This is a genomic window from Nitrospirota bacterium (assembly GCA_020851375.1).
GTDB lineage: Bacteria > Nitrospirota > 9FT-COMBO-42-15 > HDB-SIOI813 > HDB-SIOI813 > RBG-16-43-11.
In genome coordinates, this window is the sequence record JADZCV010000005.1 from 97,981 (window position 1) to 124,667 (window position 26,687).

At 44.9% G+C, this 26,687-nt stretch carries 26 protein-coding genes, 1 tRNA gene and 1 other RNA gene; 9 read left to right on the forward strand and 19 right to left on the reverse strand.

The features are described from left to right. Positions 1–10: 10 nt before the first annotated feature. Positions 11–550, reverse strand: coding sequence for an HNH endonuclease (locus IT393_01470; protein ID MCC7201320.1), 540 nt, complete (start codon positions 548–550; stop codon positions 11–13). Between the two features lie 158 nt (positions 551–708). On the opposite strand from IT393_01470, the gene IT393_01475 reads away from it, so the two are divergent. The 8 genes from IT393_01475 (at position 709) to rnpB (ending at position 6,634) form a co-directional block, all read left to right on the forward strand. Next, entirely contained in the window at positions 709–897 is a 189-nt protein-coding gene (locus IT393_01475) for a 30S ribosomal protein S21 (protein ID MCC7201321.1), read from the forward strand. Between the two features lie 4 nt (positions 898–901). Continuing rightward, positions 902–1,357: a GatB/YqeY domain-containing protein gene (locus IT393_01480; protein MCC7201322.1), complete on the forward strand. Its 456-nt coding sequence runs from the start codon at positions 902–904 to the stop codon at positions 1,355–1,357. A 16-nt stretch (positions 1,358–1,373) separates the two neighbouring features. Further along, positions 1,374–3,170 (forward strand): DNA primase, encoded by a 1,797-nt coding sequence (locus IT393_01485; protein ID MCC7201323.1) that lies wholly within the window; start codon positions 1,374–1,376, stop codon positions 3,168–3,170. 19 nt (positions 3,171–3,189) lie between these two features. After that, a complete protein-coding gene (gene rpoD, locus IT393_01490; protein ID MCC7201324.1) occupies positions 3,190–4,956 on the forward strand; it encodes an RNA polymerase sigma factor RpoD in 1,767 nt (588 codons plus the stop codon). A gap of 7 nt (positions 4,957–4,963) precedes the next feature. After that, positions 4,964–5,039, forward strand: a tRNA-Ile gene (locus IT393_01495). Positions 5,040–5,104: 65 nt separating this feature from the next. Next, positions 5,105–5,836 (forward strand): hypothetical protein, encoded by a 732-nt coding sequence (locus IT393_01500; protein MCC7201325.1) that lies wholly within the window; start codon positions 5,105–5,107, stop codon positions 5,834–5,836. Continuing rightward, positions 5,809–6,252, forward strand: coding sequence for a ribonuclease HI family protein (locus tag IT393_01505; protein MCC7201326.1), 444 nt, complete (start codon positions 5,809–5,811; stop codon positions 6,250–6,252). The genes IT393_01500 and IT393_01505 overlap by 28 nt, the downstream gene beginning before the upstream one ends. Then, positions 6,246–6,634, forward strand: an RNA gene (gene rnpB / locus IT393_01510) — RNase P RNA component class A. The genes IT393_01505 and rnpB overlap by 7 nt, the downstream gene beginning before the upstream one ends. A 19-nt stretch (positions 6,635–6,653) precedes the next feature. On the opposite strand, the gene IT393_01515 is transcribed toward rnpB, so the two are convergent. The 10 genes from IT393_01515 to IT393_01560 all read right to left on the reverse strand — a co-directional run bounded on the left by IT393_01515 (position 6,654) and on the right by IT393_01560 (position 16,697). After that, entirely contained in the window at positions 6,654–7,205 is a 552-nt protein-coding gene (locus IT393_01515; protein MCC7201327.1) for a hemerythrin domain-containing protein, read from the reverse strand. A 115-nt stretch (positions 7,206–7,320) separates the two neighbouring features. After that, positions 7,321–8,070 carry a cytochrome b N-terminal domain-containing protein gene (locus IT393_01520; protein ID MCC7201328.1) on the reverse strand — a complete coding sequence of 250 codons (750 nt, stop codon included), beginning with the start codon at positions 8,068–8,070 and terminating at the stop codon, positions 7,321–7,323. Between the two features lie 48 nt (positions 8,071–8,118). Next, positions 8,119–8,556 (reverse strand): Rieske (2Fe-2S) protein, encoded by a 438-nt coding sequence (locus tag IT393_01525; protein MCC7201329.1) that lies wholly within the window; start codon positions 8,554–8,556, stop codon positions 8,119–8,121. 6 nt (positions 8,557–8,562) lie between these two features. Then, entirely contained in the window at positions 8,563–9,021 is a 459-nt protein-coding gene (locus IT393_01530; protein MCC7201330.1) for a cytochrome c, read from the reverse strand. 19 nt (positions 9,022–9,040) lie between these two features. Next, complete coding sequence (locus tag IT393_01535) at positions 9,041–10,405, reverse strand: phosphoglucosamine mutase (protein ID MCC7201331.1); 1,365 nt, start codon at positions 10,403–10,405, stop codon at positions 9,041–9,043. Further along, positions 10,402–11,070: a hypothetical protein gene (locus tag IT393_01540; GenBank protein MCC7201332.1), complete on the reverse strand. Its 669-nt coding sequence runs from the start codon at positions 11,068–11,070 to the stop codon at positions 10,402–10,404. The genes IT393_01535 and IT393_01540 overlap by 4 nt, the downstream gene beginning before the upstream one ends. Positions 11,071–11,080: 10 nt before the next feature. Then, positions 11,081–11,944 carry a TIGR00159 family protein gene (locus IT393_01545; GenBank protein MCC7201333.1) on the reverse strand — a complete coding sequence of 288 codons (864 nt, stop codon included), beginning with the start codon at positions 11,942–11,944 and terminating at the stop codon, positions 11,081–11,083. 12 nt (positions 11,945–11,956) lie between these two features. Further along, positions 11,957–12,757 carry a dihydropteroate synthase gene (folP, locus tag IT393_01550; GenBank protein ID MCC7201334.1) on the reverse strand — a complete coding sequence of 267 codons (801 nt, stop codon included), beginning with the start codon at positions 12,755–12,757 and terminating at the stop codon, positions 11,957–11,959. A 53-nt stretch (positions 12,758–12,810) separates the two neighbouring features. Continuing rightward, positions 12,811–14,610, reverse strand: a complete 1,800-nt coding sequence (gene ftsH, locus IT393_01555; protein ID MCC7201335.1) for an ATP-dependent zinc metalloprotease FtsH — start codon at positions 14,608–14,610, stop codon at positions 12,811–12,813. Between the two features lie 89 nt (positions 14,611–14,699). Beyond that, on the reverse strand, positions 14,700–16,697 hold the full coding sequence (locus IT393_01560; GenBank protein ID MCC7201336.1) for a cation:proton antiporter: 1,998 nt from the start codon (positions 16,695–16,697) through the stop codon (positions 14,700–14,702). 575 nt (positions 16,698–17,272) lie between these two features. Here IT393_01560 and prmC point away from each other — a divergent pair. Continuing rightward, the gene (gene prmC / locus IT393_01565; GenBank protein ID MCC7201337.1) at positions 17,273–18,148 is read left to right on the forward strand and encodes a peptide chain release factor N(5)-glutamine methyltransferase; all 876 of its coding nucleotides are present in this window, start codon (positions 17,273–17,275) and stop codon (positions 18,146–18,148) included. On the opposite strand, the gene IT393_01570 is transcribed toward prmC, so the two are convergent. The 8 genes from IT393_01570 to IT393_01605 are packed head-to-tail and all read right to left on the reverse strand — an operon-like array spanning position 18,145 to position 26,571. Then, positions 18,145–19,215, reverse strand: coding sequence for a TonB family protein (locus IT393_01570; GenBank protein MCC7201338.1), 1,071 nt, complete (start codon positions 19,213–19,215; stop codon positions 18,145–18,147). The genes prmC and IT393_01570 overlap by 4 nt on opposite strands. A 14-nt stretch (positions 19,216–19,229) precedes the next feature. After that, complete coding sequence (locus tag IT393_01575) at positions 19,230–19,718, reverse strand: biopolymer transporter ExbD (GenBank protein MCC7201339.1); 489 nt, start codon at positions 19,716–19,718, stop codon at positions 19,230–19,232. Further along, positions 19,715–20,188: a biopolymer transporter ExbD gene (locus IT393_01580; protein ID MCC7201340.1), complete on the reverse strand. Its 474-nt coding sequence runs from the start codon at positions 20,186–20,188 to the stop codon at positions 19,715–19,717. Before IT393_01580 ends, IT393_01575 begins: the two co-directional genes overlap by 4 nt. 2 nt (positions 20,189–20,190) lie before the next feature. Beyond that, positions 20,191–20,829 carry a MotA/TolQ/ExbB proton channel family protein gene (locus IT393_01585; GenBank protein MCC7201341.1) on the reverse strand — a complete coding sequence of 213 codons (639 nt, stop codon included), beginning with the start codon at positions 20,827–20,829 and terminating at the stop codon, positions 20,191–20,193. Between the two features lie 24 nt (positions 20,830–20,853). After that, positions 20,854–21,141: a hypothetical protein gene (locus IT393_01590; GenBank protein MCC7201342.1), complete on the reverse strand. Its 288-nt coding sequence runs from the start codon at positions 21,139–21,141 to the stop codon at positions 20,854–20,856. Positions 21,142–21,169: 28 nt separating this feature from the next. After that, the gene (locus IT393_01595; protein MCC7201343.1) at positions 21,170–24,217 is read right to left on the reverse strand and encodes a tetratricopeptide repeat protein; all 3,048 of its coding nucleotides are present in this window, start codon (positions 24,215–24,217) and stop codon (positions 21,170–21,172) included. A 52-nt stretch (positions 24,218–24,269) separates the two neighbouring features. Continuing rightward, the gene (locus IT393_01600) at positions 24,270–25,466 is read right to left on the reverse strand and encodes a tetratricopeptide repeat protein (protein MCC7201344.1); all 1,197 of its coding nucleotides are present in this window, start codon (positions 25,464–25,466) and stop codon (positions 24,270–24,272) included. After that, positions 25,456–26,571, reverse strand: coding sequence for an acetoin utilization protein AcuC (locus tag IT393_01605; protein MCC7201345.1), 1,116 nt, complete (start codon positions 26,569–26,571; stop codon positions 25,456–25,458). The genes IT393_01600 and IT393_01605 overlap by 11 nt, the downstream gene beginning before the upstream one ends. Positions 26,572–26,687 lie beyond the last annotated feature (116 nt).

The window sequence follows — 26,687 nt, forward strand, 5'->3', positions numbered from 1 at the left end:
TTTAATTGAGTCAGCCTGTGTCTTCCTTGTCCAATTCAACGTTCCAGTACAGGTAATCACGCCAACTATCAGGTTTGTTTTTTATCCCGAGCGTGACAGTAATGTGTGGGAGCCACTTAGGTTCAGAAGGTGTTTTTATGAGATGCATGCCGCTCTCTGACGGTGTCCTGCCGCTTTTCTTATTATTGCACATCCAACATGCTGTAACTATGTTTTCCCAGTTTTTCTTTCCACCCCGCGCAACGGGAATAATATGGTCAAACGTCAAGTCTCTGACATCAAATCTATGACCGCAGTACTGGCAAGTGTGGTTGTCCCTGGTGAAGATATTGGCCCGTGAAAATTTAACCGCATGAATGTTGCGGGTCTTTATAATCTTTAGCAGTCTCAGGACAGACGGAAGGTGAAAGCTGAATCTTATACCACGAACCTCGCGGTCATAGACTTCAAGCACCTCAACTTTTCCCTGAAAAAGGAGTGTTACCGCCCTCTTCCATGGTATGACCTTTAGTGGTTCATATGTAGCATTAAGAAGTAGAGTATGCTCCATATTTTTTAAATTATCACATAAAACTTATTAAAAAGCAATATGTTTGGAGAAAAGAATACTTGACACATGCAACTACTGTCTGCTATATTTAACAATCCAAGAAATCTGCTAAAAAAACTTATAAATATAATCTGTTAGGGTAAGGGGGTGGATAAAATATGCTGGGGGTAAAGGTTAAGGACAATGAGTCCTTTGAAAGCGTCCTCCGCCGGTTCAAAAAACAGTGTGAAAAATCGGGTATTCTCTCTGAAATGAGGAAAAGAGAGCACTATGAAAAACCAAGTGTACGGCGTAAACGCAAGGCATTAGCTGCAAAAAAGAAGGCAGCAAAACGCCAGAAGGTATAATTCTATGACGCTGCTCGACAGACTCTCAGGGGACCTAAAGGAATCATTAAAAGGCGGAGACAGTGTCAGGTCTTCTGTGATCCGGCTATTAAAGTCAACCATAAAGTACAGGGAGATTGAAAAGAAGGCTCAGCTGTCAGATGACGAAATAATTGACGTAATAATGTCCGGTATTAAGCAGAGAAGGGAGTCTATAGAGCAGTTTAATAAGGGTGGAAGAAGCGACCTCGTTAAAAAAGAGAGCGAGGAAATAGAGATACTGCAGGCGTATTTGCCCAAACCTCTCAGTGATGAAGAGCTTGCAGAAGAAATCAGGATGGTTATAAAAGAAGTAGGCGCTGCTTCTGTCAGGGATATGGGAAAGGTTATGAAGGCATTAATGCCACGTGTGAAGGGAAGGGCTGAAGGCACAAAGGTAAGTTCAATTGTCAAAGAACTTATGGATGCAGCGGCACATTAATAGGGGGAGTTTCCCCTTGGATGGATATATTCCTGAAGAATTATTAGACAGGATAAGAGGAAGTCAGGATATTGTAGAGGTGATTTCCAGACATCTCTCTCTGAAGAAAGCAGGGCAGAACTTTGTGGGTCTCTGCCCTTTCCATTCTGAGAAGACTCCATCTTTTATCGTAAGTCCGGCAAAACAGCTTTTCCATTGTTTCGGGTGTGGTACTGGTGGAAACATCATTACCTTTCTTATGAAGTATGAGAATTTGTCTTTTATAGATACTGTAAAAAAACTGGCAGGAGATGCTGGTATAAGAATACCTGATAGTGGAGTTGATTCTACAGAGAAGGACAAAAGGAAAAAGGGGCTTTTTGAGGCTAATAAACTGGCAGCAGAATATTATCATAATATTCTTGTTAAGTCTAAGGAAGGGGCAGCAGCCAGGGCTTATCTGTCAGAGCGGGGCATACTGCCGGAGACAATCGAGAGGTTTAATATCGGCTATTCCCTGAATTCGTGGGACAGGGCATTTGAGTACCTTGGGATGAAGGGGATTACTGACGGAATAATGGCAGAGGCAGGTATTGTGGTCCAGAAGGGTAAGGGGGAAGGATACTATGACAGGTTTCGTGGAAGGGTTATGCTGCCAATCCTCGATACTCATAAGATGATAGTGGGATTCGGTGGCAGGGTGATGGATAATAATACTCCAAAATACCTTAACTCACCGGAAACCCCCCTGTTTAGTAAAAGGCAACTGTTATATGGTCTTGATATTGCGCAAAACTATATTAGAGAGTCAGGTTATGCTATAATAGTGGAAGGCTATATGGACGTTATAGCAGCTCATCAGGCTGGTATACAAAATGTAGTGGGTACCCTTGGAACTTCATTGACAGGGAGTCACCTTAAAAGTCTAAGCAGGTATACGAGCGAGGTTACTTTAACCTTCGATTCAGACGCTGCCGGTATTAGCGCTGCAAGAAGGTCTGTTGAGCTTTTTCTTAACAGTGATATGACCGCAAAAGTATTGCTGCTTCCTGCAGGTGAAGACCCTGACAGTTATATAAGGAAGGCAGGAAAGGCCTCATTCCTGGAATTAGTAAATGGTGCTAAAGGTATTATTGAGTTTGAGATAGACAGAATTATTGAAAAACCGTCAAAATTGAATCAGAGTGATTCAATCGGCGGAAGGGTTCGTGTTGCAGACGAGTGCCTTGCACTTATAAGGAAGGTCAACAATAGGATTGAAAAGGACTATTATTTAAAAAAGGTTGCGCGGGACTTGAGGACATCAGAAGAAGTATTAAGATCTGAGCTGGCAAGAAAAGGGAAGTTGACAGTCAAATCATCTGCTACGGGAATAAGTGACAGGGTCTCGGGACCGGAAGGGTTAAAGAATAAGCCAGGAGTGGAAGAGGTGATACTTTGCTTAATCCTGAAAGATACAAATCTCAGGAGGATTGCGAGGGGCGTTATAGCTGATGAAGATTTTACTGATATAAAGCTGCGTAAGGCCGGCAGATACATTTTAAACAGTGAAAAAGGATTTCATGACATTATTAACGACTCTTCATGCGAGGATGCAGTCAAAAACATCATTTCAGGATTAGGTGTATGTGACTTGCATATTGAGTCCCCTGAGAAGACTTTAATTGATTGCACAAAGGTGCTGCAGCGTAACAGGCTTGAGAGTGAGTTAAAGCGCCTTGAAAGGGAAATATCATCCGCAGAGAGCAGCGGCATGCTTGACAGGATCAGGGGGCTGCAGGTTGAGATGCAGCAGATTCACCGGAAGAGACGGTTTTTATTTGAAAATAACTAAGGGAGGGGTGAGATAAAACATGGCAAAAGATGAGAAAATAGCTGAAGTTCAGCATCTTATTTCAGTAGGCAAGGAAAAGGGATATCTTACATATGACGAACTTAACAATGCCTTGCCTGAAGATTTTGTCTCCTCTGATGAGATGGATAGCATTATGATGATGTTTGGCGAGATGGAGATTGACATCGTTGATCAGATAGAGGAAGAAAATTATCAGAAGCTTGTCAATGAGGAAGAGACAGAGGAAGAAGAAAAGGAAGAGAGAGACCTTGGTGTCGGAGTAGCAAGGCTTGACGACCCGGTAAGGTTGTATTTAAAGGAAATGGGAGATGTATCCCTCCTGAGCCGGGAAGGCGAGATAGAAATAGCCAAGAGGATAGAGGAAGGCAAGAGACAGATTGAGTCCATAATTTTTGGCATGCCTTTTACCATTAGTCAGATAATTTCATTTGGTGACAAGCTGAAAACAGGCAAGGTGACACTTCATGAGTTTATATCTACTTATGAGGAGGAGGATGTAGAATTTGAGGAGATTGTAGAGCAGGATGTGGAGGAGTTGAAGGATAAGACATTAGCTGCCATTGAAAGACTTAAAAGGACTTATCGTGATTACAGAAATCAGCATAAAAAGGTCAGCTCCGGCACATTGAAGGTTAAAGAGCTACTAAAGGCCAGGGAGAGGGTTGTTGCAATAAAGGCCAGGATAGTTGATATGGTGGTGTCCCTTAATCTTAATGCAAAGTTTGTTGATATGATAGTTGAGTGCCTCAAAGAGTATAATAAGGAGATTCACCGCAGGGAGAATGAAATACAGGTATGCAGCAGGAAGATGAAGTGCAAGGCCGATGAACTTCCTGCAATTTTCGGCAGGATCCAGGGGAACAAATTAAAGTTAAAGAGACTTGCAGACAAGATCAATAAGCGGGAAGAAGATATATTGAGCCTTGAGAGGACATGGACTGCTGCTTCGGAAGCCCTTAGAAGGATTGAAGGTGATGTTGTAATACCTGCTCAGGAACTCAAGGAGTCTGTAAAGGCCCTGGAGATGGCAGAGTTGCGGAGCAGGATTGCCAAGAGTGAGCTAATTGAGGCTAACCTGCGTCTCGTAGTCAGCATTGCAAAGAAATATACTAATCGCGGTTTACAGTTCCTTGATCTTATACAGGAGGGGAACATTGGCCTTATGAAGGCTGTAGACAAGTTTGAATACAGGCGAGGATACAAGTTTAGCACTTATGCCACATGGTGGATTCGTCAGGCAATTACAAGGGCTATTGCTGATCAGGCCCGTACTATCAGGATCCCTGTGCACATGATTGAAACAATCAACAAACTGATCCGTACCTCGAGACAGCTTGTTCAGGAGATCGGCAGGGAACCTACACCGGAAGAGATAGCTGCAGAAATGAAACTCCCTGTTGACAAGGTCAGGAAGGTTTTAAAGATTGCAAAAGAGCCTATTTCTCTTGAGACACCGGTAGGAGAGGAAGAGGACAGTCATCTTGGTGATTTTATTGAGGACAAAAAGGTTGTGTCTCCTCTTGAGGCTGCTGTGAAGGCAAACCTGCATGGGCAGATTGACTCTGTATTGAAGACCCTTACACCAAGGGAGGAAAAGGTGTTGAGACTCAGGTTTGGCATCGGTGAGATTACAGATCACACACTTGAGGAGGTGGGGCAGAACTTTGATGTTACACGTGAAAGGATACGCCAGATTGAGGCAAAGGCATTGAGGAAGCTCAGACACCCAAGCCGGAGTAAACGCCTTAAGAGCTTTATAGAGTAGGATTGCAGGGCCCATAGCTCAGTTGGTAGAGCTACCGGCTCATAACCGGTTGGTCCCAGGTTCAAGTCCTGGTGGGCCCACCATGTTTAATAACATGGTGTTTTTTGTTGTAAGTTTTAATAAGTATGATATAATTTGAAGTTCAGTGATGGATTTTATTAAAAATGACCAGTTAAAAATCCTTGTTCAAATTCAGGAAAAAGACTTCCGCATTGCAGAAATAGTAGAAAAGCAAAATAACCTGCCATCAATCATAGCTTCCATAAGGGGTAAGCTCGACAAGGCCCAAAAGGAACTATCTGAATCATCCAATAATTTTGATTCTGCAACAAAGGAACGCAAGTCCCTTGAGAGCTTACTTAAGGATACGGAAACCAGGGTAACCAAACTTAAAGAGAAGATTCCGGAGATAAAAACGAATAAGGAATATCATGCGCTGCTTAAGGAGATTGAGACAGTGGGGCATGAGAAGTCTGATATCGAAGAGAAGATATTGATACTGCTTGAGAAACTCGATGAATTAAAGGCAATAAGAACAGAGAAGGAAAATATTGTAAGGGATGAAGAGAGGATCTTTAACAGTGAGAAGGAAGTAATTGAGAAGGACTTCAGCCAGCTTGCAGAGATGTTAAAGGAGTTGGAAGCACAAAAATCGGGTATCATATCTCAAATGGACTCCAGACTTCTTTCAGATTACACCCGGCTGCTTGCAGACAAAAAGGGATTAGCCGTTGTTAGTGTAAAAAATGAACACTGCCTTGGCTGCCACATGAGAATTCCCCCTCAGATCTTTGCTGAAATAAAAAAGAATGAAAAGGTAAGCTACTGCCTTAGCTGCAAGAGGATACTTTATTGGAAACCACAAGACACAGCGTCCTGACAATCTATACGGACGGAGTTGCAAGAGGGAATCCCGGTGAAGGTGGTTTTGGGGTAATCATAAAGGATGCAGACGGGACCATAGTTGAGGAACTCGGCGGGTATATTGGCGTTACTACGAACAATATCGCAGAGTATACGGCCCTGCTTACTGCACTGAAAGCCGCTTTAAAATACAGTGACGGAAAAATTATTGTATATTCTGATTCTGAGCTTATGGTAAGACAGTTAAACGGGCTTTATAAAGTGAAGAATGAAGGTTTGCTTCCATTGTATCAGGAGGCAAAAAGGTTGACATCTAATTTCAGGCATTTTATTATTGAACATATACCGCGTGAGAAGAACAAGGAAGCAGATCTGCTGGCCAACAGGGCAGTTAATACAAAGGCTGCGATTCCTTTTTTCCGGACTAAGTAAGACAGATGATCGCTCTGTCCCGTTTCGTGGATGGAGAGGAAAGTCCGAACTCCGCAGGGCATGGTGCTGGCTAACGGCCAGTGGGGGTGACCCTAAGGAAAGTGCCACAGAAAACAAACCGCCCGGGAAAGCTGAAAGGCTTTCACCTGTGGTAAGGGTGAAACGGCGAGGTAAGAGCTCACCGCTCCGTTGGTGACAATGGAGGCACGGTAAACCCCACCAGGAGCAAGACCAAATAGGGAGGCGTTAAGGGCTGCCCGTCCGAGTCTCCGGGTTAGGTCGCATAAGGCCATGAGCAATCAGGGTCTCAGAGGAATGATCATCACTCCCATCAGGGTAACCTGTTGGGAGAACAGAATTCGGCTTATGTCTTACTTGGTCCGATAAAAAAATCCGTTAAATTATGCCAGCTCCCTGGCAAGCCTTTCTACAAGGTCTGCATATTTTTGCCAGCCGCCTTCTCCAAGTTTTTCCTTTTCCACAATTTCAAATTTCTTTAAGAGTTCTTCCTGAAAGGAATCAGGCAGGATGTTATCTGCCATCATGTAGAGTATGCCATCCTCTTTAGGGATATGCTGTGACAACAGATTTGAATAATTCCGGGAATTCTCAGCAATGTCCTTCTTTGCAGCGCTGTCACCAGAGGCATATCTTTCTACAGCTGCAGCCAATGCCCTTGTATAAGCGCGTCCTTCATCATGTTCAATGAGCATCACGCCGATTGGTCCGCCTTCTCTTGGGAATCCTCTCTCTTCCATTGCCCTGAAAAGGAGCTCTTCTTCCTTTCCATGATGATAATTATCTGCGAATATCTTGATAAATCCCGACGCATTATTCAGGGATTCAGCGGGTACATCACCCCCCTGGTCAAGCTTTTTTGCGACCTTTTGTAAAATATCAAGCATCTTTTCAATCAGTCTGTGGTCCTTTTTCAGCGCTTCTGTTGCAACCATTTCAAATTACCTCCTGTTTTTCAGTTAAGTTGGTGCCTGTCTATTATAATACTATATTTTAAATAAACATTATATGATATTTGTCATACTGCTGATGCGCAGGTAGTGAGGGGAATTATAATGGACCCGATATGCCGAGTCTTCTGACCATCAGAAAATGCATTGCAAGGAGTCCGACCGTAATCCATGGAAGTATTACTACGTGAAAGGCAAAAAATCTTGTCAGGGCAAGCTGGCCTACCGAATCCCCGCCTTTCAGGAGATAGGTAAAATATTTCCCAAGAACGGGGAATGTTGACGGGATCTCTGCACCGATAGTGGTTGCCCAGAATGAAACCTGATTCCATGGCAACAGGTAGCCTGTGAATCCGAAGGCCATTATGAGTAATAACAGGGTAATCCCTATGACCCAGTTCATGTCCCTCGGGTGTTTATATGCCCCATGAAAGTATATCCGTATCATGTGTACCAGAACTGTTATTACCATTATATTGGCTGCCCAGTGATGAAAGCCCCGTACAAGCCATCCAAAAGGCACATTGTTTGTTATGTGGACTATGCTGTCATATGCCTGATCAATTGTCGGCCTGTAATACATCAGCAGAAGGATTCCGGTTATAATATTTGTCAGGAAAAGAAGAAACGTAAAGCCGCCGAAGCAAAACCAGAAATTTACATGTTTGGGTACAGGTTTCTTGAGTATCTTCTGAAGGGCTGACCTCAAATCAAGCCTGTCGTCAAGTTCCCCGTACAAAAAACCTGTGGAGAGACCAAACCAGTTTATAATCCACCGAAGGTTTACACTGCGTTCAATCTGGTCCAGCCAGAAACTTCTTTTCTTATTATTACTGCCGTCAGATTTCATCCGAAAATCACCATTCAAATCCCCTTTGATCCTGCTGGTCGGTCTTGTTTACCCCACTACCACCTTGTCTCCACTGAGCCTTACGTCATAACTTGGCAGCGGGCGGGGAGGGGGGCCTGCCACGACTGCGCCATTAAGGTCGTATGTGCCTGCGTGACACGGGCATATGAGGCGATTCTGTTCAGGGTGCCAGTTTACAATGCACCCCAGGTGTGTACAGATAAGAGACAGGGCGTAAATCTTATCATTGCTCCTGACAATGCCGACCGGCTTTCCACCTATTACGACCTTCTTCATGCCACCATCAGGGAGGTCACTGGCAGGGAACGATATCCTGTCTTCACCTGGAGATCCCGCTGTTTTTTCCGTGGGCCAGATATACCTTACTCCTGCAAATCCGGACAACACGGCCGCAGTTGCAGCCCACAGGCCTATCAGGATATTAATTGTTGCAGTTAAGAAATTCCGCCTTGTTACGTCTTCCATCGTTTCTTAATTTTGTTGCAAGTCCTTCTTATCCTCTCCCTTTGAAAATGTCCTTATGTAATGTATGACTGCCCATCTTTGCTCAGGTTTCATAATCTCTTCCCTGGCGAACATCCTTGTTCCATGAACACCCTTGGAAACAGAATAAAAAAGCATTCCATCCGACCTCTTTGTCATTATGGATGAATTGGTAAAATCACGGGGCATTGGTTTATACTTGCCGATTATGGCTGCATTTCCTTTACCATCACCGTTGACGCCGTGACATACCTCACAATGACCCTTATAAAGCTTTCTTCCTTCCCTTAAGGCGGCAAGATTAAATTGTACCGGGTTCTTCATGTCTTTGTATTCCTGGGGGTAATAACCAGGTTCTAAAGTCGGGTCTTCTTCAGCAGCAGGAGAAATTAAAGGAAATAACAGCATCATTACGGATACTATCAGTGCCATCTTCATTAGTTTCATAGTGCCTCCTTACGTTGTGTCAGACTATCCCTATATATTCATTTACTGCATCAGAAACAGTTTCAATTATTTCGGAAATTTCTTCGTGCGTCTCTCCCTCGACCATTATACGCAGAAGGGTCTCGGTACCTGAGTATCTTACAACAATTCGTCCCCTTCCTTCCAGTCTTTTTTCAGACTCTTTTACGACCCTGTTAAAATCATGCAGTGTATCCAGGGGTTTCTTTTCTTTTACCTTTAAATTAACCAATTTTTGAGGAAAAGTCTTCATGCCTGAAGCCAGTTCAGAAAGCCTTTTGCCGGACTTCTTTAACAGAGTCAATACCTGCAGTGCTGTTATCAGGCCGTCACCGGTTGTATTGTAATCAAGGAATATCAGATGTCCTGACTGCTCTCCACCCAGGTTGTAGCCGTTTTTGATCATCTCCTCCATGACGTATCTGTCGCCAACCTGTGTCCTGACAACACGTATACCGGCCTCTTTCATCGCTATATCAAGCCCGAAATTACTCATTACCGTTGCAACGAGAGTATCATGAGACAGCCTGCCGGATCTTTTAAATTCAATGGCACACATTGCCAGCACCTTGTCGCCGTCTACTATATCACCATTTTCATCCACCAGTATCAGCCTGTCTGCATCCCCGTCATGGGCGATGCCTATATGGGCATTATTAGCTCTTACAAGAGACTGAACTGTCTCAGGGTGCAGTGAACCACAATCAAGATTGATATTGACCCCATCAGGCTTGACACCTGTTGTTACAATATCTGCCCCAAGTTCCCTCAACACTGTCGGGGTAATCTTGTAAGACGCGCCATTTGCGCAATCCACAACTGCCTTAATACCCTCAAAGTCCAGACCTTTTGATATGCTGTTTTTTACGAATTCGATATACCTGCCTTCTGCATCATCTATCCTGAAGGCCTTTCCGAGCCCCTCGCCAACAGGCCTCAGATTGTCAATCTCCCCTGAGTAGATAAGCCTTTCTATTTCCAGTTCATAATCGTCCGGCAGTTTGAAACCGTCCTCAGAAAAGAATTTGATACCGTTATCCTCGAATAAATTATGGGATGCGGATATGACAACGCCTGCATCTGCCCTGAAGCTGCGGGTTAAAAAGGCAATTGCAGGAGTCGGCATTGGGCCAACCAGCAGCACATCAACACCCATCGAGCAAATACCGGCAGTCAGCGCGCCTTCAAACATATATCCTGACAGACGTGTGTCCTTTCCAATCACTATCCTGTGATGGCCGATCTTATTCTTTTTCTTTCTAAAGAAATATGCTGCAGCCCTTCCAAGTCTGACACTCATTTCAGCTGTCAGCGGTTCAACATTTGCCACCCCTCTTATGCCGTCCGTTCCGAATAGTTTTCTCATAGTCTGCTTATCTCCACATCAACTGTTACAACCCTTTCTCCTGTGATCCTTACATTGTGGAGAGGGGTGTCGATCTTGATTTCTTTTGAAAAACTTCTTCTTCTGCCCGATATATCTACGGCTGGCCCTTCGACAACCGACAATGACCTTACATCATTCTCCGGGCCTTCAACTATAATATGAGGCGGACTGATTGAGATTCCGTGGACTTTATATCCTGATGCAGGCCTGCCTTTAACATTTATCTGTACCCTGACATCTTTCTTTAATGATTTTACCACATCAATCTTGATTTTATTTGGTTCTATTCTGATGACATCCATATTTGTTCCGGGGGGGAAATTGATATTGCTGTTATCAATAGGATAGAATTTCTCACCTGTTTTAACGTTAGACAGATCAAGGCTTACACTCAACTGATCAGGGTCTGTAACTCTGAGTATACTCTGTCTCCCCCTTAATCTTACATTTATCCTGTCCTCGAACTTGCCAAGCACCATCATATTTTCAGGTATGTTTTTAAGCTCGAGTGGAAGCACATAACTGACCTCAAGGGTATCCCTCATGGATATGGGTGTAATATAGAACCATAAGATAATAGCAAAAAAAAGAGAGGCTATTTTCAAGAAAGCATTCTCGAATATCAGTGTTCTTATATATGCCATTAATCCCATCTTACTTGTTTGATTCCTCGCTTTCGATGATTTTCCTGACCCTCTTGCGTTCCCCTTTTACGTATAGTTTTTCCACTATTCTCCCATACCATGTTGTTTTATCTCCCCCCTTCTCCTGCTGGAATATGTTTGTCAGGACACGGCGTAAGGCAGGAGTATCAAGTTTCCTCATTATGCTGCCGTCAATGCTGACTGAAATGTCGCCAGTTTCTTCAGATACCACTATTACAACTGCATCTGTCTCTTCTGTAACACCTATGGCCGCCCTGTGCCTTGTCCCTAGTGTCTTGCTGACGTCTGCGCTGATGGTAAGGGGAAGAAAGCATCCTGCAGCTACGATACGATCTGCCTTTATAATAACTGCCCCGTCGTGCATGGGGGAGTATGGCAGGAAAATGCTTGTGAGCAGCTCCTTTGTAATTCTTGCATCGAGTTGAGTTCCCATTTCTATAAGGTCTTTAAGCTCCGTATTTCTTTCTATAACGATTATTGCCCCTATCTTTTTGCTTGCCAGCGACACAGATGCCCTGATAATTTCTTCTATGTACTTGGATTCCTCCATGGGAGTCAGTCTCTGGGTAAGGGGATTTTGTCCCATTTGAACGAGGGCCTTTCTTATTTCAGGCTGGAATAGAATAATCAGCGCGAGTACGATGTAGGAGCCAAAGCTCTGTATTAACCAGTCGAGCGTGTATAGCCCGACCCATCTTGAAATGACAAATGTGACAAAAAGGATGACAAGGCCCATAAGCATATAGAAAGCACGTGTCCCTTTTATCAGGAGTATTAGCCGGTAGAATACAAAGGATACGACAGCTATGTCCACTATGTCCTGCCAGCGCAGCTCGCTTATTATATCTTTAATGAAATTCATGAGTTATGCATCCTGTATCGCCTCGACCATAGCTGCTACCTGTCTCATTTCTTTTAAATCATGTACCCTTACAATGTCTGCCCCATTCATAATTGCGACTGCCACAGCCGCTGCTGTTCCTTCCAGCCGTCCCCAGGCAGGCTGATTCAGGATCGTGCCTATGAAAGACTTTCTGGAAGGACCTACGAGCAGAGGGCATCCTATATCCTTAAAAGTCCTGAGGTGTTTCATCAACAGCAGGTTGTGAGTCAGGCCCTTTCCAAATCCGATTCCCGGGTCAATTATAATGTTTGTTTTGCTGATACCGTTATCAACGGCATATTGTATTCGCTCCTTTAAAAAGATGTGCACCTCAGTAACAACATCGTCATATACAGGGTTTGACTGCATATCCATCGGATTTCCGAGCATATGCATTAAAATGACCGGAACATGCCTGTCCCTTGCAACATTGATCATCTCCGGATCAAATCGCAAGGCGCTTACATCATTAATAATAGACGCACCGGCTTCAATGGCCAGTCTTGCAACTCCGGATTTATAAGTATCCACTGATATTGGAATACTTACACGCCTTGCCAGGGTTTCTATTACAGGTATGACCCGCCTGGCTTCTTCATCAAACGGTACAGCGGGTGCTCCCGGACGTGTAGACTCACCCCCGATATCAATAATATCCGCACCGTCATCTTCGAGCTCAATCCCGCGGCTTACTGCCTTTTCGTAATCATAGAAAAGTCCTCCGTCTGAAAAAGAATCAGGGGTAACATTTAAAATTCCCATCAGCCGGACGTTATTACTCATGTCAGTTAACTACGGTGAGGCACATGAACTGAGTGCAGATAAGATATGTATAATTACACAGTTGTAGTTGTCAACCGTATGATTTCTTCAATTTCCGGACCGTCGAGGACTTCCTTTTCCAGGAGCGCCTCTGCCAGGGCCTTTAGAGTATTAATGTTGTCTTTAAGGAGCTTCTTTGCCCTGTCATAGTTTTCCATGACGAGCCGTTTGACTTCATCATCAATCATTATGGCAGTCTGTTCACTGTAATCCCTGTGCTGGGTAATCTCACGGCCAAGAAATATCTCTTCCTGTTTCTTGCCAAAGGTAAGAGGGCCAAGTCTCTCGCTCATGCCCCACTCACATACCATCTTTCTTGCAAGGTCAGTTGCCCGTTCAATGTCATTTCCGGCCCCGGTTGTCATGTGATTCAGCATTAACTCCTCAGCGGCCCTCCCACCCAGCAGGACGGCAATATTTGTATAAAGGTATTCTTTTGAGTATGTATATTTCTCGTCAACAGGCAGTTGCTGGGTAAGACCGAGCGCCCGTCCCCTTGGGATAATAGTTACCTTGTGAATCGGGTCTGTCCCTGGCAGAAGTCTTGCCACAAGGGTATGACCTGCTTCATGGTAGGCCGTGTTCTTCTTCTCCTTTTCGCTTATCAGGAGGCTTTTTCTTTCTACACCCATCAGAACCTTATCTTTTGCAGCCTCAAAATCACTCATCTCTACCGACTTCTTGTTAATCCTTGCAGCATAGAGGGCGGCCTCATTCACAAGATTAGCCAGTTCTGCGCCTGAGAATCCAGGCGTTCCCCGTGCGATAGTCTCCAGGTCCACATCGCTTGACATAGGTATCTTTTTTGTGTGGACCTTCAGTATCTCGATCCTCCCGCGTACGTCAGGCCGTCCTACAACGATCTGCCTGTCAAACCTGCCTGGCCTCAGGAGGGCAGGATCAAGGACATCAGGCCTGTTTGTGGCAGCGATTAGTATGACCCCTTCGCTCGTCTCAAAGCCGTCCATCTCAACAAGGAGCTGGTTCAGTGTCTGCTCACGCTCATCATGTCCGCCGCCAAGTCCTGCCCCGCGAAGACGTCCGACGGCGTCAATCTCATCAATAAATATTATACAGGGGGCGTTCTTCTTTCCCTGCTCAAAAAGGTCTCTTACCCTTGAGGCGCCTACTCCGACAAACATTTCCACAAAGTCAGAGCCGCTTATACTGAAGAACGGGACGTTTGCCTCTCCTGCAATAGCCTTTGCAAGAAGGGTCTTGCCTGTACCAGGAGGCCCCACTATCAAGACCCCCTTGGGAATCCGGCCGCCGAGTTTCTGGAACTTTGGAGGGTCTTTAAGAAACTCAATGATCTCCTGCACCTCTTCCTTGGCCTCTTCAATACCTGCTACGTCAGCAAAGGTGACTTTCTTGCGATCTTCAGTAAGCATCCGCGCCCGGCTCTTGCCGAAGGAGAGGGCCCTGTTCCCTCCCATTTGCGTCTGTCTCATAAAAAATATCCATACAGCCACCAGGAGGATGATAGGACCCCATGAGAAGAGGAAAGCGATATACCATGGAGTATCATCAGGAGGTTTCACCGTAATCTTTACGTTTTTTGTCCTGAGGTCGGTTACAAGATTGGGGTAATCTATAACATATGTACTAAACTGGGCACCATCCTTCATTGTCCCGGTTATCTGTTTTTCCTTGATTACAACATCGGCAACTTCTCCGGCCTCAATCTTGTTGAGGAAGTCACTGAATACCATCTCTTTTGAGGTTGGCGCCCCCTGCTGAGACAGGTAATATAACAGAATCATTACACCGCCGATTATGACCCATAATCCCAAGTTCTTATAAAAAGAATTCATGTCTTATTTATATTCCTCCTGTTCATAACTAAGTATTGAATAATATAACACAATTTGTTTTACCTTGACAACAGCAGATGACTATCAGCTTAAAATTCATTTATCTTTGAATCAATATATCCCATAGCCCGGCCTATGTCCTCCTTCTTACCGATAAAAAGCAGAATGTCTCCTTCCTGAACGACGAAATCAGACGAAGGATTATGGTGAACGGTATCCTTGCGTTTTACTGCTATAATAGTGGCGCCTGTCTCAACCCTCAGGTTGAGGTCCCGCAGGGATAGCCCTATTGCTCCTGATTTGTCCCGTACAAGCCAGGTTTCTGTTTCCATACCATTCAGTAGTTCCTGCCGTTCAGTAAGGTCTTTTTGAGGCAGTGTGACTCCCCTTAGAACAAGATAGCAGTCTTTTTTGATATTTTCTATATGCTCTGAAATGACATTCCTTGGGATATTATAGTGATGGAGAACCCTTGAGAATATTTCCACAGACGTTTCGAATTCTTCAGGGATTACCTCATTGGCGCCTGATTCCATCAGGTGGTCAACCTCTGCAACATACCGGGTTCGAACAATGATGTGCAGTTCCGGATTTTCTTTCCTTGCAATCTGAACTATTCTCCGTGTTGCCGGTGCATCCGATATGGCAACTACAAGAACCTTTGCTGAATGAATGCCAAGTTTATGCAATATTTCACTGCTCGTACCGTCACCGTAATAAATAGGTTCTCCCATCCTTTTCATCTTCCTGACCGTATTGTTGTTCATCTCCAGGACTACGTACTGTATGTCCGAATCTCTCAGGACGTGCGCAAGATTACGTCCGTTGATTCCGAAGCCTGTGATGATAACGTGTCCGCTCCTCCTGGCAGGAATCCCCTCTTTTTCTTCGACCCTGCGCCTCCTCTCAAGCCTGTTGAATAATGCCCTTGAAATAAACCATACTGCGGCCGGAGACGATGCCCTGATGACAAAGGGCGTTGTGATCATCGTGAGTACTGAGGCTGACAGGAAAAGCTGATAGAATTCTTCAGTAATAAGCCCGTAGTTTTTACCGGCTACTGCGAGGACAAAGGAAAACTCGCCAATCTGAGAAAGGTAAAAGCCTGTTTGGATTGAGTTCTGCAGTGTCTGCCCTGATACAGATGCGGATACAGCAGACGTTATGATCTTTAACAGGATAATTACAACTACTATTCCGGAGATTGTCCAGAGATTCGCACGCAGGAAGTTTATGTTAATCAGCATACCTATGGATATAAAAAACAGGCCTGTAAAACTTTCCTTAAAGGGGAGAATATCTGAAATGGCCTGAGCTGCATATTCGGACTCTGATATCACAATGCCAGCCAGAAATGCACCCAGTGCAAGGGATAATCCTAATTCTGAAGTTATAAGGGCGGTGCCGAGACATAAAATTATTATGGTAATAACAAAAAGCTCACGGCTTCTTGTACTAACCACCTGATGCAGTATCCGTGGAACCCCCCAGTTTGCTGCAAGCAGGACTATCCCTATGACAAGGAATGCCCTAAGCATAGTCAGGCTTATATCCTGTATCCCGCCGCCATTTCCTGAAAGGACAGGGATAATGAGCATGAACGGTACAACGCACAGATCCTGAAAGATAAGTATGCCGAGTGACATACGGCCATGCGGAGAATATAGATCGCTCTTTTCCTGGAGTAATTTCATGACAATGGCCGTGCTGCTGAGGGATACAAGAAATCCCTCAAAGATAGCTATATTAAGACTGTGCTGAAAAAAGAAAGAGGTAAGGAAGACTACGGCAGTTATAGTCAGGAATGTCTGAAGCAGCCCACCCCCGAATATTGATCGGCGCAGGCTCAGGAGATTCTTCAGTGAAAACTCAAGCCCTATGGTAAACATCAGCAGGATGACACCTATCTCCGCGAACAGTTCGACATCCCTGACATCCTCGATTAAATGTACCCCGTGGGGCCCGGCAATTACACCTGCTATAAGAAAACCTACGATTGAAGATATCTTAATCCTTCCGAGGATAAACACTATAATGGCTGAAATGCAAAGGATTATAACGAGTGACTTTAAGAATTCAAGTTCCATCAGGAGTTATTGCCTTCCTATGAGGTTATTGTAAATGGAATTAATAATCTATTCTGGATTCTACAGGCTGTTTGCAGTATAGTAATTTAGATTTTGCCGGTCAAGAAAATTCAAGACCTGACGCCGTTATACGGACTGGCATGATCAGGGGCTGTTTTCGGAGGAACCGTCATGAGCCCTTCGACTGTTCGACAAGCTCACAGCTCAGGGCTCACCAGGGTTCATGAAAACGTCATTCCCGCGTAAGCGGGAATCCAGACCGGGGCCAGATTCTGGATTCCCACTCCCCGTTTAAATCCTGCGGGGACAGGTTCCGTGGGAATGACGGGTGAATAGGAGCATTTTCAGGTGAACCGTCATGAGCCCTTCGACTGTTCGACAAGCTCATAGCTCAGGGCTCACCAGGGTTCATGAAAACGTCATTCCCGCGTAAGCGGGAATCCAGACCGGGGCCTGGTTCTGGATTCCCACTCCCCGCTTAAATCCTGCGGGGACAGGTTGTGTGGGAATGACGGGTGAAAAATCCTGCAGGGACAGGTTCCGTGGGAATGACGGGTACTTAGGAGTATTTTCGAGTGAATGAAATTAGTACAGTTGCCGGCCTTCTAAGATGGGCCAATGATTATCTCGTCTGCCGCAAAGTGCCTTCTCCATACATAGATGCAGAATACATCCTCGCCCAAATACTCGGATGCCGGCGAAATGACCTGTTGATTTACCCGGACAGAATCCTCACTCAGCCTCAGATAGAACAATTTAATGCATCTATTGAAAGGAGAGGCAGGAGAGAACCCCTGCAATATATAACAGGTGAAGTAGAGTTCAGGGGGCTTATGTTCAAGGTTAACGCAGACGTACTTATTCCAAGACCGGAGACAGAATTGCTGGTGGATGAAGTTGTAAATATCATAAACAAAAAAACGGTTACAGTACTCGACCTCTGCACAGGCAGCGGCTGTATTGCTGTGTCTATAGCAAAGGAACTGACTGAGGGTAGTGTATATGCAGTTGACATATCTGAAGGCGCTGTGACAGTGGCAAGAGAAAATGCCTTAAGGAATCAAGTAGAAGAGAGGATAACATTTCTGACAGGTGACCTGTTCAGGGCCACAGATAAGATAAACCTCAAAGGCAGAATTGATATCATAGTCTCAAACCCACCGTACGTGTCTGCTGAGGAAATGGAAGAACTCCAGCCTGAAATAAGGGATTATGAACCTGCGTCAGCGCTGTTTGGAGGAGAAGACGGCCTTGATTTCTACAGAAGTATAATCCGCGAATCACCTTTATACCTTGCGCCCGGTGGCTCTGTGATATTGGAGATGGGATATGGGCAGGCAGGCAGGATAAGGGAATTGTTTGACAGGGAGGAAAGATTTCGTAATATAAGGATAGAAAAAGATTTGGCAGGAATTGAGAGGATAATAATGGCCATATTTAAATGCAGTTAAGCCGGTGAAAACTCTATTGGATATGTAACAACGGTATTCCCGCTGTCCGGATAGGCCGGAAACTTCCAGGTCCTGACCCGCTTCAGGACGTCTTCTGCAAAATCCGGGTCGTTTATAGTGCTTGAAGCCACTCGCGCGCTGATTATTGTGCCGTCAGGTGCTATGGTAAATTCGATATTGATTATGCCTTTAAGTGTCGGGTCACTCCTGAGCGCCTTTCTGTAAGCGAAATCAAGGCTGCCTCGGTGTGTCTTGACTACTTCCTTAATGGATTCCTGGCTTCTTGTCTGACGAAGGGTAGTCTTTGCAAATGGGGATGCCCCTTCCTTTCCAGGCGGTACAATGTCTCTTCCCGATATTGTCCTGCTTCCGCTCAGACTGCCAGGTTGTCCCTGTGCAACACCTGGGGGAGTGTTTCCAATGCCGCTGCTGCCTTTTAAGGCTGGACGCTGTGTGCCGGCTGCTGACCCTGCTGCGGTGCCTGCCGCACCCTTCTGAGGTTTCACAGGTTTAACCTGTGACTGGGACAGGACATTCCCTATTTCCTCAGTATTGACCAGATTATCAGCGGACTTTCCCCTTCCCTGCATTGCCTTCAGGAGACCTGTGTTTTTTGCAACTTCCCTGTTTCTCTCTTTTGCCAGTCGCTGTTCTTCTTCAGCCCGCCTTTTCTCTTCCTCAGCCATCCTTTTTTCATCTTCACGACGCCTGGCCTCTTCTGTCCTTTTACGCTCTTCAGCAAGCCGTTTTGCCTCGTCCATCTTCTTTTTCTCTTCTTCCATTTTTTTTGAGGCCTCAGCTTTTTTACGAGCTTCTTCTTGTCTTTTCTGTTCCTGGAGCAGGAGTTGTTTTTCCCTTAGTTTCTCCGGTATCACTGCAGGTACAGGCGCCTTTAACGGGATCTCCGTCATCTTCACACCCTTTTTCGGCCTTATAGAAATCTTCTGCAGGTCAGGTTTATACGGTACAAGCAGGACAAAAAGGGAAAAGACCAAATATGACAGGAGAGATATAATGAGAACCTTCCTGAATAAAGCTTCATCTTTATCCTGAAACTGTGGGAGCATAATAAACTTACTGTTTACTCTTTCTGGATGACTGCCAGTGAAAGGGCTTGATACCCGGCCCTTGAACATGCATACGTTACCTTCTTTAACAGTCTGAACGGGATCATCTTGTCACCCATTATTATTACCTTTTCTTTAACCCCGTCTTTCATTTCTCCCTGCCTGTTCTGTGAAATCTGCAAAGCAAGCTCCCTTTCAAGGCTGTCTATACCTTCCTCCCCACTCTTCAGTACATCCCGCGTATCCGCAATCTTCCTGTCACCGACCAATATTGCGTCACCTGTGATATAGACAGTTGTTGCAGGCACAGGCTTTACAGTAGATACAGATCCTGGGAGCCGTACTATGTCAGGCACAGTAATCGTTTCCTCCTCACCGGATACATGAAACAGCAGAAACAGGAGTAGTATGGTAAAAATATCCATCAGGGAGACGAGGTTGAGTCCTGTATCCATTGCAAATTTGTGTTTGTGTCTTTTAACCCTTGATGGAACGTATATCATAGCTCATTAAGAGAAATGCCCGGAAATTGTCCGCGCGCCGCATCTATTGTTTCTACAAGTATCATGTAGGGGGTGTCCGGCCTGCTGAGTATAGAGAGGTCATTTTCTCCAGGATATCTCGATTTTAACTGGGTGATAAGGGCAGACAGCCCGGAGTAATCATAATTCCCTGCAGTGTCTTTCCTGAATATCCCGAGCAATGTTTCTCCGTCAAGTACATTGATCTCATTCTCAAGGATGGCGATAGTAAGCCTGAATAATTTTTTCTGATCTTTTACTCCGCTATTCTGCGGCCCTGATTCCTGAGACGATACCTGAGGGGCTTCCATGTCTATGACTGCCATTTTTGCGAATACTGCGGTCATCAGCAGGAACGGGATAAGGATGACCATCAGGTTCAGGAAGGCGATTATCTGCAGGTCTTTTTCTGATGCCATCCTGTGTTTTCTTGAAGAAGGTCTTGGCAGCATCGTTATTTCTCAGAGGTGAGGACGTTCACAAGTTTTATGGAATATGCATCAAGGGTATCTACAATCCTGATGGTACGGGATTGTATCCATGAATAACACAGCATTATTGGTATGGCCACTATCAGCCCGAATGCCGTGGTGTTCATGGCAACTGAGACGCCCTGTGCGAGGAGGAACGCCTTCTGGGAAGGGTCTGCCACTGCAATTGACTGAAATGACTGGATTAGTCCTATAATAGTCCCGAGCAATCCCAGTAATGTTGATACATTTGCAAGTGTAGGCAGATAGTGGGTGCGCCTTTCGAGTTGCGGCATTATATTGAGCATAGCCTCTTCAAGGTGATTTTCCAGTTCCTCGCGGGACTCTTTTGCAAGTTTGATTGATTTTGCCTTTTCCAAACCTGCAGACAGTACCTCCGGCAGAGCTGCCTCTGAAAGCCTGCACTCCCTGATCGCGTCCTCGAGACGACTGGCAGTGATGCTGCTTTCAACTTTACTCCACAATATACCGCCGTCTGTCCATGCCTTCTTAAGGAACTTATACCTTTCAATAATTATTGCCGTACCGATTGCCAGGATGAGCATGATAGGGAACATGAAGAACCCGCCTGCCCTGAAAAACACTATTATGCCTGTAATCATACCCATAAAGTTCCTCCTGACCGATTATTTGTCAATTCCAGCAACTGCAATTTTCTCCATATCAACAAACTCGTATATCTCTGCATCAAAGCTCCGTTCGAGTATCACGGTCTTAGCCGTACGTCCCTCAGGATACTTCCACCGTACAGGAAATACAACTGCAGGTTTTTCCAGCACGCCAAGTACTTCCGTTTTTTCAATCTCGATTTTTTTCACTTCATCCTTTTCTTCAGCATATGAAATATAGTTGCCTAAGGACAGTACAAGGACTATAGACAAGGCAGATAGTGCCGTAATGTAAATTTTCCTCATTCTAAAATTCCCACCCTCATTGCTATATTTATTTACTCCCTGTCCTTTTCTCCAGCATTCCGATCCATGATAATACATCTTTCCTCTCTCCTCCTAACTTAACATATTCTTTATAATTTATTAAGGCATCTGAAAGCCTGCCGAGGTATAGTTCGTAGAGAATGCCAAGGTTAAGTACAGCGTTGCTGAATTCAGGCTTTAATGCTATGCTCCTCTTGTAATCCTCTTCCGCCTTCCTGAACTCACCATTTTCCCTGAATGTCATTCCCCTGTTGTTATAAATATCAGGATCATCCGGTATGTTTGCAGAGAGGTCGCCGGTGAATGGCGTCCCGGCTTCCCCCCTCTTGTATTTTGCAGGCACAAGGGAGGCCAGACGTTCATAGCTTTTTTTAACCCACGTATTGTAAATCCCTTCCTCTACGGTCCTTTTTACGTTACTCTCGTGAATGCTGATTGCCTTTTCCTCAAACGGATAGGCCTGTTCTTCCAGGAGGTAATTATACTCCTCCAATTGCCCTGCAGTCAGCTCTGTTGGCCGTTCCGATGTCATGATAGCGTCCTTATGATCTTCAAACATCTCACCCATCCGGAACGTTGCCTCAGCAGTAATATCACTTATCCGGTATTTTGCTGCAGCAGTATAATCGGCAAGCGCCTCCTTTAGAAGTCCTTCCTTTTTCTTCAGATTCACCTCAACCGGGTTTAATATTTTTACTGACTCATAGGACCTCTTTTTATAATCAGCGAGGATCAGTTGTGACCTGGCAGCAGCCACAGTAGCATCCATTGTTGCTGAGGCGCCAAATCTCCTGTGAAGTGCAATGACCCGCTCGTAAAGTGATTTTGCTGTAGATGTATCTTTGATGGCCTCCCTGCCCTTTGCGGCCTTAAATGTGAGTTCTATCAGCCGGGGGCTGTCCGGAAACTCCTTCTGAAATCTCTCGAAATGCCTGTAATAATTATTATACATTGTGTCAACATTCCCGCCCTTTTCATACAGTGTAACAGCCTTATACAGCATATTTTCGCGCACGCTATGCTCTTCCAGCGCTGATGAGGCATTTTCATAAATCTGTGCGGCGCTGATAAGTGAACCTCTTGACTCAAGTATTTCGCCCCATTCAGATACTGCCACAGGTGTATACCTTGAACCTGGGTATTTCAGGAAGAGCAACTGGAAGGAATTTATTGCATTGTCATAGTCCTTGTCCTGCTCGTATAATACGCCGGAGTCATACAGCGCTGTCGGGGCAATGTCCGTGTCAGGGGATGTATCGTAGACCTTTCTGAAGGCTGCCGCTGCCTCTTTAATCTTTCCCCCTGACTTCAGTCCCTCTGCCTGTTTATACAGCGAAGCTGCAAGTGCCCTTTCAAGCATCGGCAGGTCCTTTTTATCAGAAGAGGGAACCAGAGCTATGGCCTTTTTAATTTCTTCTTCGCCTTTTCCATATGCTTCTTCTTTAAGAAAACTATCGGCGATATACCTCTGTGCTGTATATTTATCTTTGTCAGTAGCCAGATTATGCCGGATCAACTGCTGTGCCATCTTCCTGCTGTCTTCGAATTTACCGAGATGAAAGGATACCTCGGTGCCGTTTAACAGAACTTCAGGTACCCTCCTGTCATCCGGAAAGTTTTCCACAAACTTTTTACTGCTCTCCACGAAGCGCTGGATATATTCGTTATCCGCACGGATCTCTCCACCCGGTTTTGCTATTTTTTCAAGTGCGAGCAGGGCGCCATAGCCTGATTCTGTTGTGAAAGTCGAGTGGCTGAATTCATACGCAACCTTTTCATACTCTATAGCGGCCCTGTCGTAATATTTCATCTCAAACAGGATCTCTGCAAGTATAAAACTCAATTCAATGGATTCCGCGTCTTCAGGGAATATGTAGGGGAATCTGTTCAGCCACTTAATGGCCTCGTCAATATCCTCCTTCTTTTTTGATGCCCGTGCCTTTGCGTAATGATACTTTGCAAGCTGAAACAGGTCATTTCTTACGAGCGGCTTGTTAGTCTGCACAATATCCCTGGCTCTTTTTTGCGCACCCCTCCTGTTGGACTTGAACCAGATAGTATCTTCCTTGTAAGTTTCTATGAGTCTGACCCTCGCATTAAAGGCAAGGTCGAGCATATTTCCGCGTATATAGGCCTCTACGATCTTTGAGTGGAATACGGGTGCATCTTCATGGTATGGGTTCGTATTTATGAATGCCTGATAGATATCAGCCGCCTCCTTATACCTTCCCGTATTCAGATAGATATCCCCAAGTTTCCTGTAAATATAAGGCTCGAATGACTGCTCACCCCTAACCTTGAAATAGTTTGCTATCCTGTCTGCCCCGCCCATATAGTCGAACAGGAGGACGATGTTCCTTATCGAATCCCAGACCATGTCCCTGTCTATTATAGAAATATCTCCTGTCTCTTCCATACCCTCAGGCGTGAGTTTTACCTTCCTCCTGTCAAGGAGCAATATGAACTTGTCTGCCGCACTCTCATAATCCTTCCCCTGAAAGAGCGCCCATCCGAGTTTGTAGAGCGCCTTATCATAGAAGTTATAATCGTCTTTTCTTAGAACCTGATAGTAGTAGTGAACAGATTTTGGCACCTGTCCATGACCGTAGTAATATTCTCCGAGGCGGAAGTATGCCTCATGTGCAAAGCTCCCGTCCGGATACACTTTGATTATCCTGTCAAGCATGGTAACATAGTCTTCCCAGTCGCCTTCATCGAGATAACCACGGGCTAACTGATATAAAATTTCTTCATTGGCCGGCCTTGCAGGATAGGATGACAGGATTTCATCATATAGTCTGCGTGACCTTGAATGGTCATACTTTCCCTTCCTCTGCATGTATGTGTTTTCTTCCATCTTCATATAGATATTAGCGAGTTCGTGCATGCTGTCAGCCATTTCTTTGCTCCTGAACTTCTTGTTATCTTTTATGAACTCTTCATATTCCCTGATGGCCTTCCAACGGTATTCCCGGCTTGCTGCCTGCGGCCTTTCCTGGAAAGTCAGTATTTCTCTGGTGACTGAGCGTACTTCCTTGTTCTTTATTATTTCCATATTTTCTCTTGCACAGGATGTGAGCATAAGAGTTAAAAGTAAGAGCAGAATCCTAATCATTATCAAGAAAGATCATGTCGCTGCTGATCTGGCCTCCGCCTTCCAATCTGAGGTATTGGGATATTTTGAGGGTGGTGTAAATTGACGAACTCAGGAACTGTTGTTGTAAATGATCCAGTTGTGAGGCTGCCTTTGATTGCACGTCATCAAGTATGGCTTCACGACGTTTTTTTGCCATCTTTATTAAGGAGTCTGATTCGGACGATCCGCCGGAATTGGATTGTTCTATATACTCCTCCATGGATAACAGTCCTTTATATAATGTCAAAGAGTCAGACAGATCCTCATTCCCCAGAAAATTAACAGCCTTTTCAATTTTATCAAGTTCCTTATCCTGTATCTTGTTTCGCAAATCTGCTGCACTGGCAGTCATTCTCCTGTAATAGGAGAGGGCTGTTCCATTTTCCTCAATCGCCTTGCCATAGGCATTTAATTCAGCATATGCATATCCAAGGTATGGGATTACCTCTCTTGAATAGGGACTCTCAGGGAATACTGAAGTCAGCTCTTCCCAGAAGACAACACTCCTGACCCACCTGCCTGCCTGTGCATAGGCCCATCCAAGACCAAATAAGGAATCTTCATAGAACGGGCTTTTTTTCGGGATTGATGAATAATAATTTATTGCCTCTGTATGGTTTTTATTTTGAAGACTAATGAATCCAAGTGTCAGATTTGCCCTTTGTATGAGGAGTTCCACCTCGTCAATCTGTACTGCTTTTTCACCGGCCTGTTTTACCTTCTGAGCCAGGACAGGTTTTTTGTATTTAATGATTTCGTCGAAGTCGTCGTGCGCACTCTTTCCATTGCCCTGCCTGAGGTTTATCATTGCCTTTGTGTAAAGGCTGAAGGGATAGAACCTGCTCCTGTTTGAGACTGCAGCTGCATGGGAAAGTGCTTCATCATATTTACCTGTCTGCATAAGGCAATTTGCCAGAAGATATGAGGACTCCTCTGTTATCCCCGAAGGAGCATCATTGCCAATTTTTGAAAATGCTTCAATTGCTGACTTATAATCCTTCTGTTTATACAGGATTTTACCCTTATCAAACCAGACCTTGAAAGGGTCTCCCTCAACAGACAGGTTCAGAAATTGCGTGGCAATATTATCCTGTTCTGCATGAGTCAGACTGGCAAACAATGAAAGAGTGATCAATATTGATATAGATATATATTTTTTAAATTCCATGGTATGGAAATACATTCTCCTTAATATAGGCCACATTACCCTCTGCCCATTTTTGTACGTTATTGTCTTTATCTATTGGCTGGAAATGGTCGCGCAAAGTTGTTCCTGTCAAGCCATATTCCTGAAGATTGACGAGGCAGTTGCCAGGCATCTCGTCAGGCAGCTCTATCCCGCACATTATTCCAAATGCAAGGGCCCATGACCTTGCTACTGCCGGGACATCGTATCCGCCGCCGCCCAATGCCACCCATGGAATGTTGAATGACCGGAATCTCTCTATCATGCGGCAGAAACCGGTTGTTGTAAGGTTCAGATGGGTAAGGGGGTCTGAGGACATTGTATCAGCGCCGAGTTGTGTTACTATCACATCAGGCTTATATGCCTCAATAAGCGGTGGAACTATTTCATCAAAGCCCCACACGAATACATCATCGCCAGTCCCTGGATAGAATGGCAGATTCACCGAATAACCTTTACCTTCTCCTTCGCCAATTTCCTCAACGAAACCTGTGCCTGGGAACAGGAACTCACCGCTCTCGTGCAGAGATATGGTAAGGACTTTATCAGTGTTGTAGAATCCATACTGCACACCATCACCGTGGTGTGCGTCAATATCAATATATGCAATCCTCTTGCCCTGTTTAAGCAGGTACATGATGGCAACGGCCGGGTCATTTATATAGCAGAAACCGGATGCTTTTGACGGCATCGCATGATGGAGGCCGCCTGCAATATTAAACGCTGTCGCAGCCTTACCCGAGCTTACCATACGTGCTGCCTGAACGGAGGCGCCTGTTGAGAGCATTGACCATTCAAATACACCCTTAAACCTTGGATTATCTCCAAAGCCGAGGCCAAAATGATATGATGATGAAGGATCAGTATCCGGCTGTTCAAGTGCATTGATATAATCTTCACTGTGAAACAGGGAGAGCTCTTCTCTTGTTGCCGGCACAGGTTTTATTAGTTGTACACCTGTTTCTTTAAAGATGTGGTATGAATCAAGGAGTTCGTAGCATAGTTTTAGCCTTACCGTCTTCATGGGATGACCGGCGCCATAGTCAAAAACGGAAAACTCAGGAGAGTAAATAAATGCGGCTTTCATCCTTAAGGTTAAAATACAATAAAATGGATTGTGTTGTCAAAAAGGAAAGACAGGAAGGTTTTGGTGCGGGTATGTAAATATGATATAGTATGATTATTTTGAAGATATTAATTGAC

Excerpts from the sequence above, each read along its gene's own strand:
- IT393_01575 (MCC7201339.1), bottom strand. The coding sequence starts at position 19,718 with ATGATATACGTTCCATCAAGGGTTAAAAGACACAAACACAAATTTGCA.
- ftsH (MCC7201335.1), bottom strand. The coding sequence starts at position 14,610 with ATGAATTCTTTTTATAAGAACTTGGGATTATGGGTCATAATCGGCGGT.
- IT393_01590 (MCC7201342.1), bottom strand. The coding sequence starts at position 21,141 with ATGAGGAAAATTTACATTACGGCACTATCTGCCTTGTCTATAGTCCTT.
- rpoD (MCC7201324.1), top strand. The coding sequence starts at position 3,190 with ATGGCAAAAGATGAGAAAATAGCTGAAGTTCAGCATCTTATTTCAGTA.
- IT393_01560 (MCC7201336.1), bottom strand. The coding sequence starts at position 16,697 with ATGGAACTTGAATTCTTAAAGTCACTCGTTATAATCCTTTGCATTTCA.
- folP (MCC7201334.1), bottom strand. The coding sequence starts at position 12,757 with ATGAGTAATAACGTCCGGCTGATGGGAATTTTAAATGTTACCCCTGAT.
- IT393_01605 (MCC7201345.1), bottom strand. The coding sequence starts at position 26,571 with ATGAAAGCCGCATTTATTTACTCTCCTGAGTTTTCCGTTTTTGACTAT.
- IT393_01570 (MCC7201338.1), bottom strand. The coding sequence starts at position 19,215 with ATGCTCCCACAGTTTCAGGATAAAGATGAAGCTTTATTCAGGAAGGTT.
- IT393_01580 (MCC7201340.1), bottom strand. The coding sequence starts at position 20,188 with ATGCTGCCAAGACCTTCTTCAAGAAAACACAGGATGGCATCAGAAAAA.
- IT393_01515 (MCC7201327.1), bottom strand. The coding sequence starts at position 7,205 with ATGGTTGCAACAGAAGCGCTGAAAAAGGACCACAGACTGATTGAAAAG.
- IT393_01600 (MCC7201344.1), bottom strand. The coding sequence starts at position 25,466 with ATGGAATTTAAAAAATATATATCTATATCAATATTGATCACTCTTTCA.
- IT393_01595 (MCC7201343.1), bottom strand. The coding sequence starts at position 24,217 with ATGGAAATAATAAAGAACAAGGAAGTACGCTCAGTCACCAGAGAAATA.
- IT393_01480 (MCC7201322.1), top strand. The coding sequence starts at position 902 with ATGACGCTGCTCGACAGACTCTCAGGGGACCTAAAGGAATCATTAAAA.
- IT393_01535 (MCC7201331.1), bottom strand. The coding sequence starts at position 10,405 with ATGAGAAAACTATTCGGAACGGACGGCATAAGAGGGGTGGCAAATGTT.
- IT393_01540 (MCC7201332.1), bottom strand. The coding sequence starts at position 11,070 with ATGGCATATATAAGAACACTGATATTCGAGAATGCTTTCTTGAAAATA.
- IT393_01470 (MCC7201320.1), bottom strand. The coding sequence starts at position 550 with ATGGAGCATACTCTACTTCTTAATGCTACATATGAACCACTAAAGGTC.
- IT393_01520 (MCC7201328.1), bottom strand. The coding sequence starts at position 8,070 with ATGAAATCTGACGGCAGTAATAATAAGAAAAGAAGTTTCTGGCTGGAC.
- IT393_01500 (MCC7201325.1), top strand. The coding sequence starts at position 5,105 with ATGGATTTTATTAAAAATGACCAGTTAAAAATCCTTGTTCAAATTCAG.
- IT393_01525 (MCC7201329.1), bottom strand. The coding sequence starts at position 8,556 with ATGGAAGACGTAACAAGGCGGAATTTCTTAACTGCAACAATTAATATC.
- IT393_01585 (MCC7201341.1), bottom strand. The coding sequence starts at position 20,829 with ATGATTACAGGCATAATAGTGTTTTTCAGGGCAGGCGGGTTCTTCATG.
- IT393_01530 (MCC7201330.1), bottom strand. The coding sequence starts at position 9,021 with ATGAAACTAATGAAGATGGCACTGATAGTATCCGTAATGATGCTGTTA.
- IT393_01475 (MCC7201321.1), top strand. The coding sequence starts at position 709 with ATGCTGGGGGTAAAGGTTAAGGACAATGAGTCCTTTGAAAGCGTCCTC.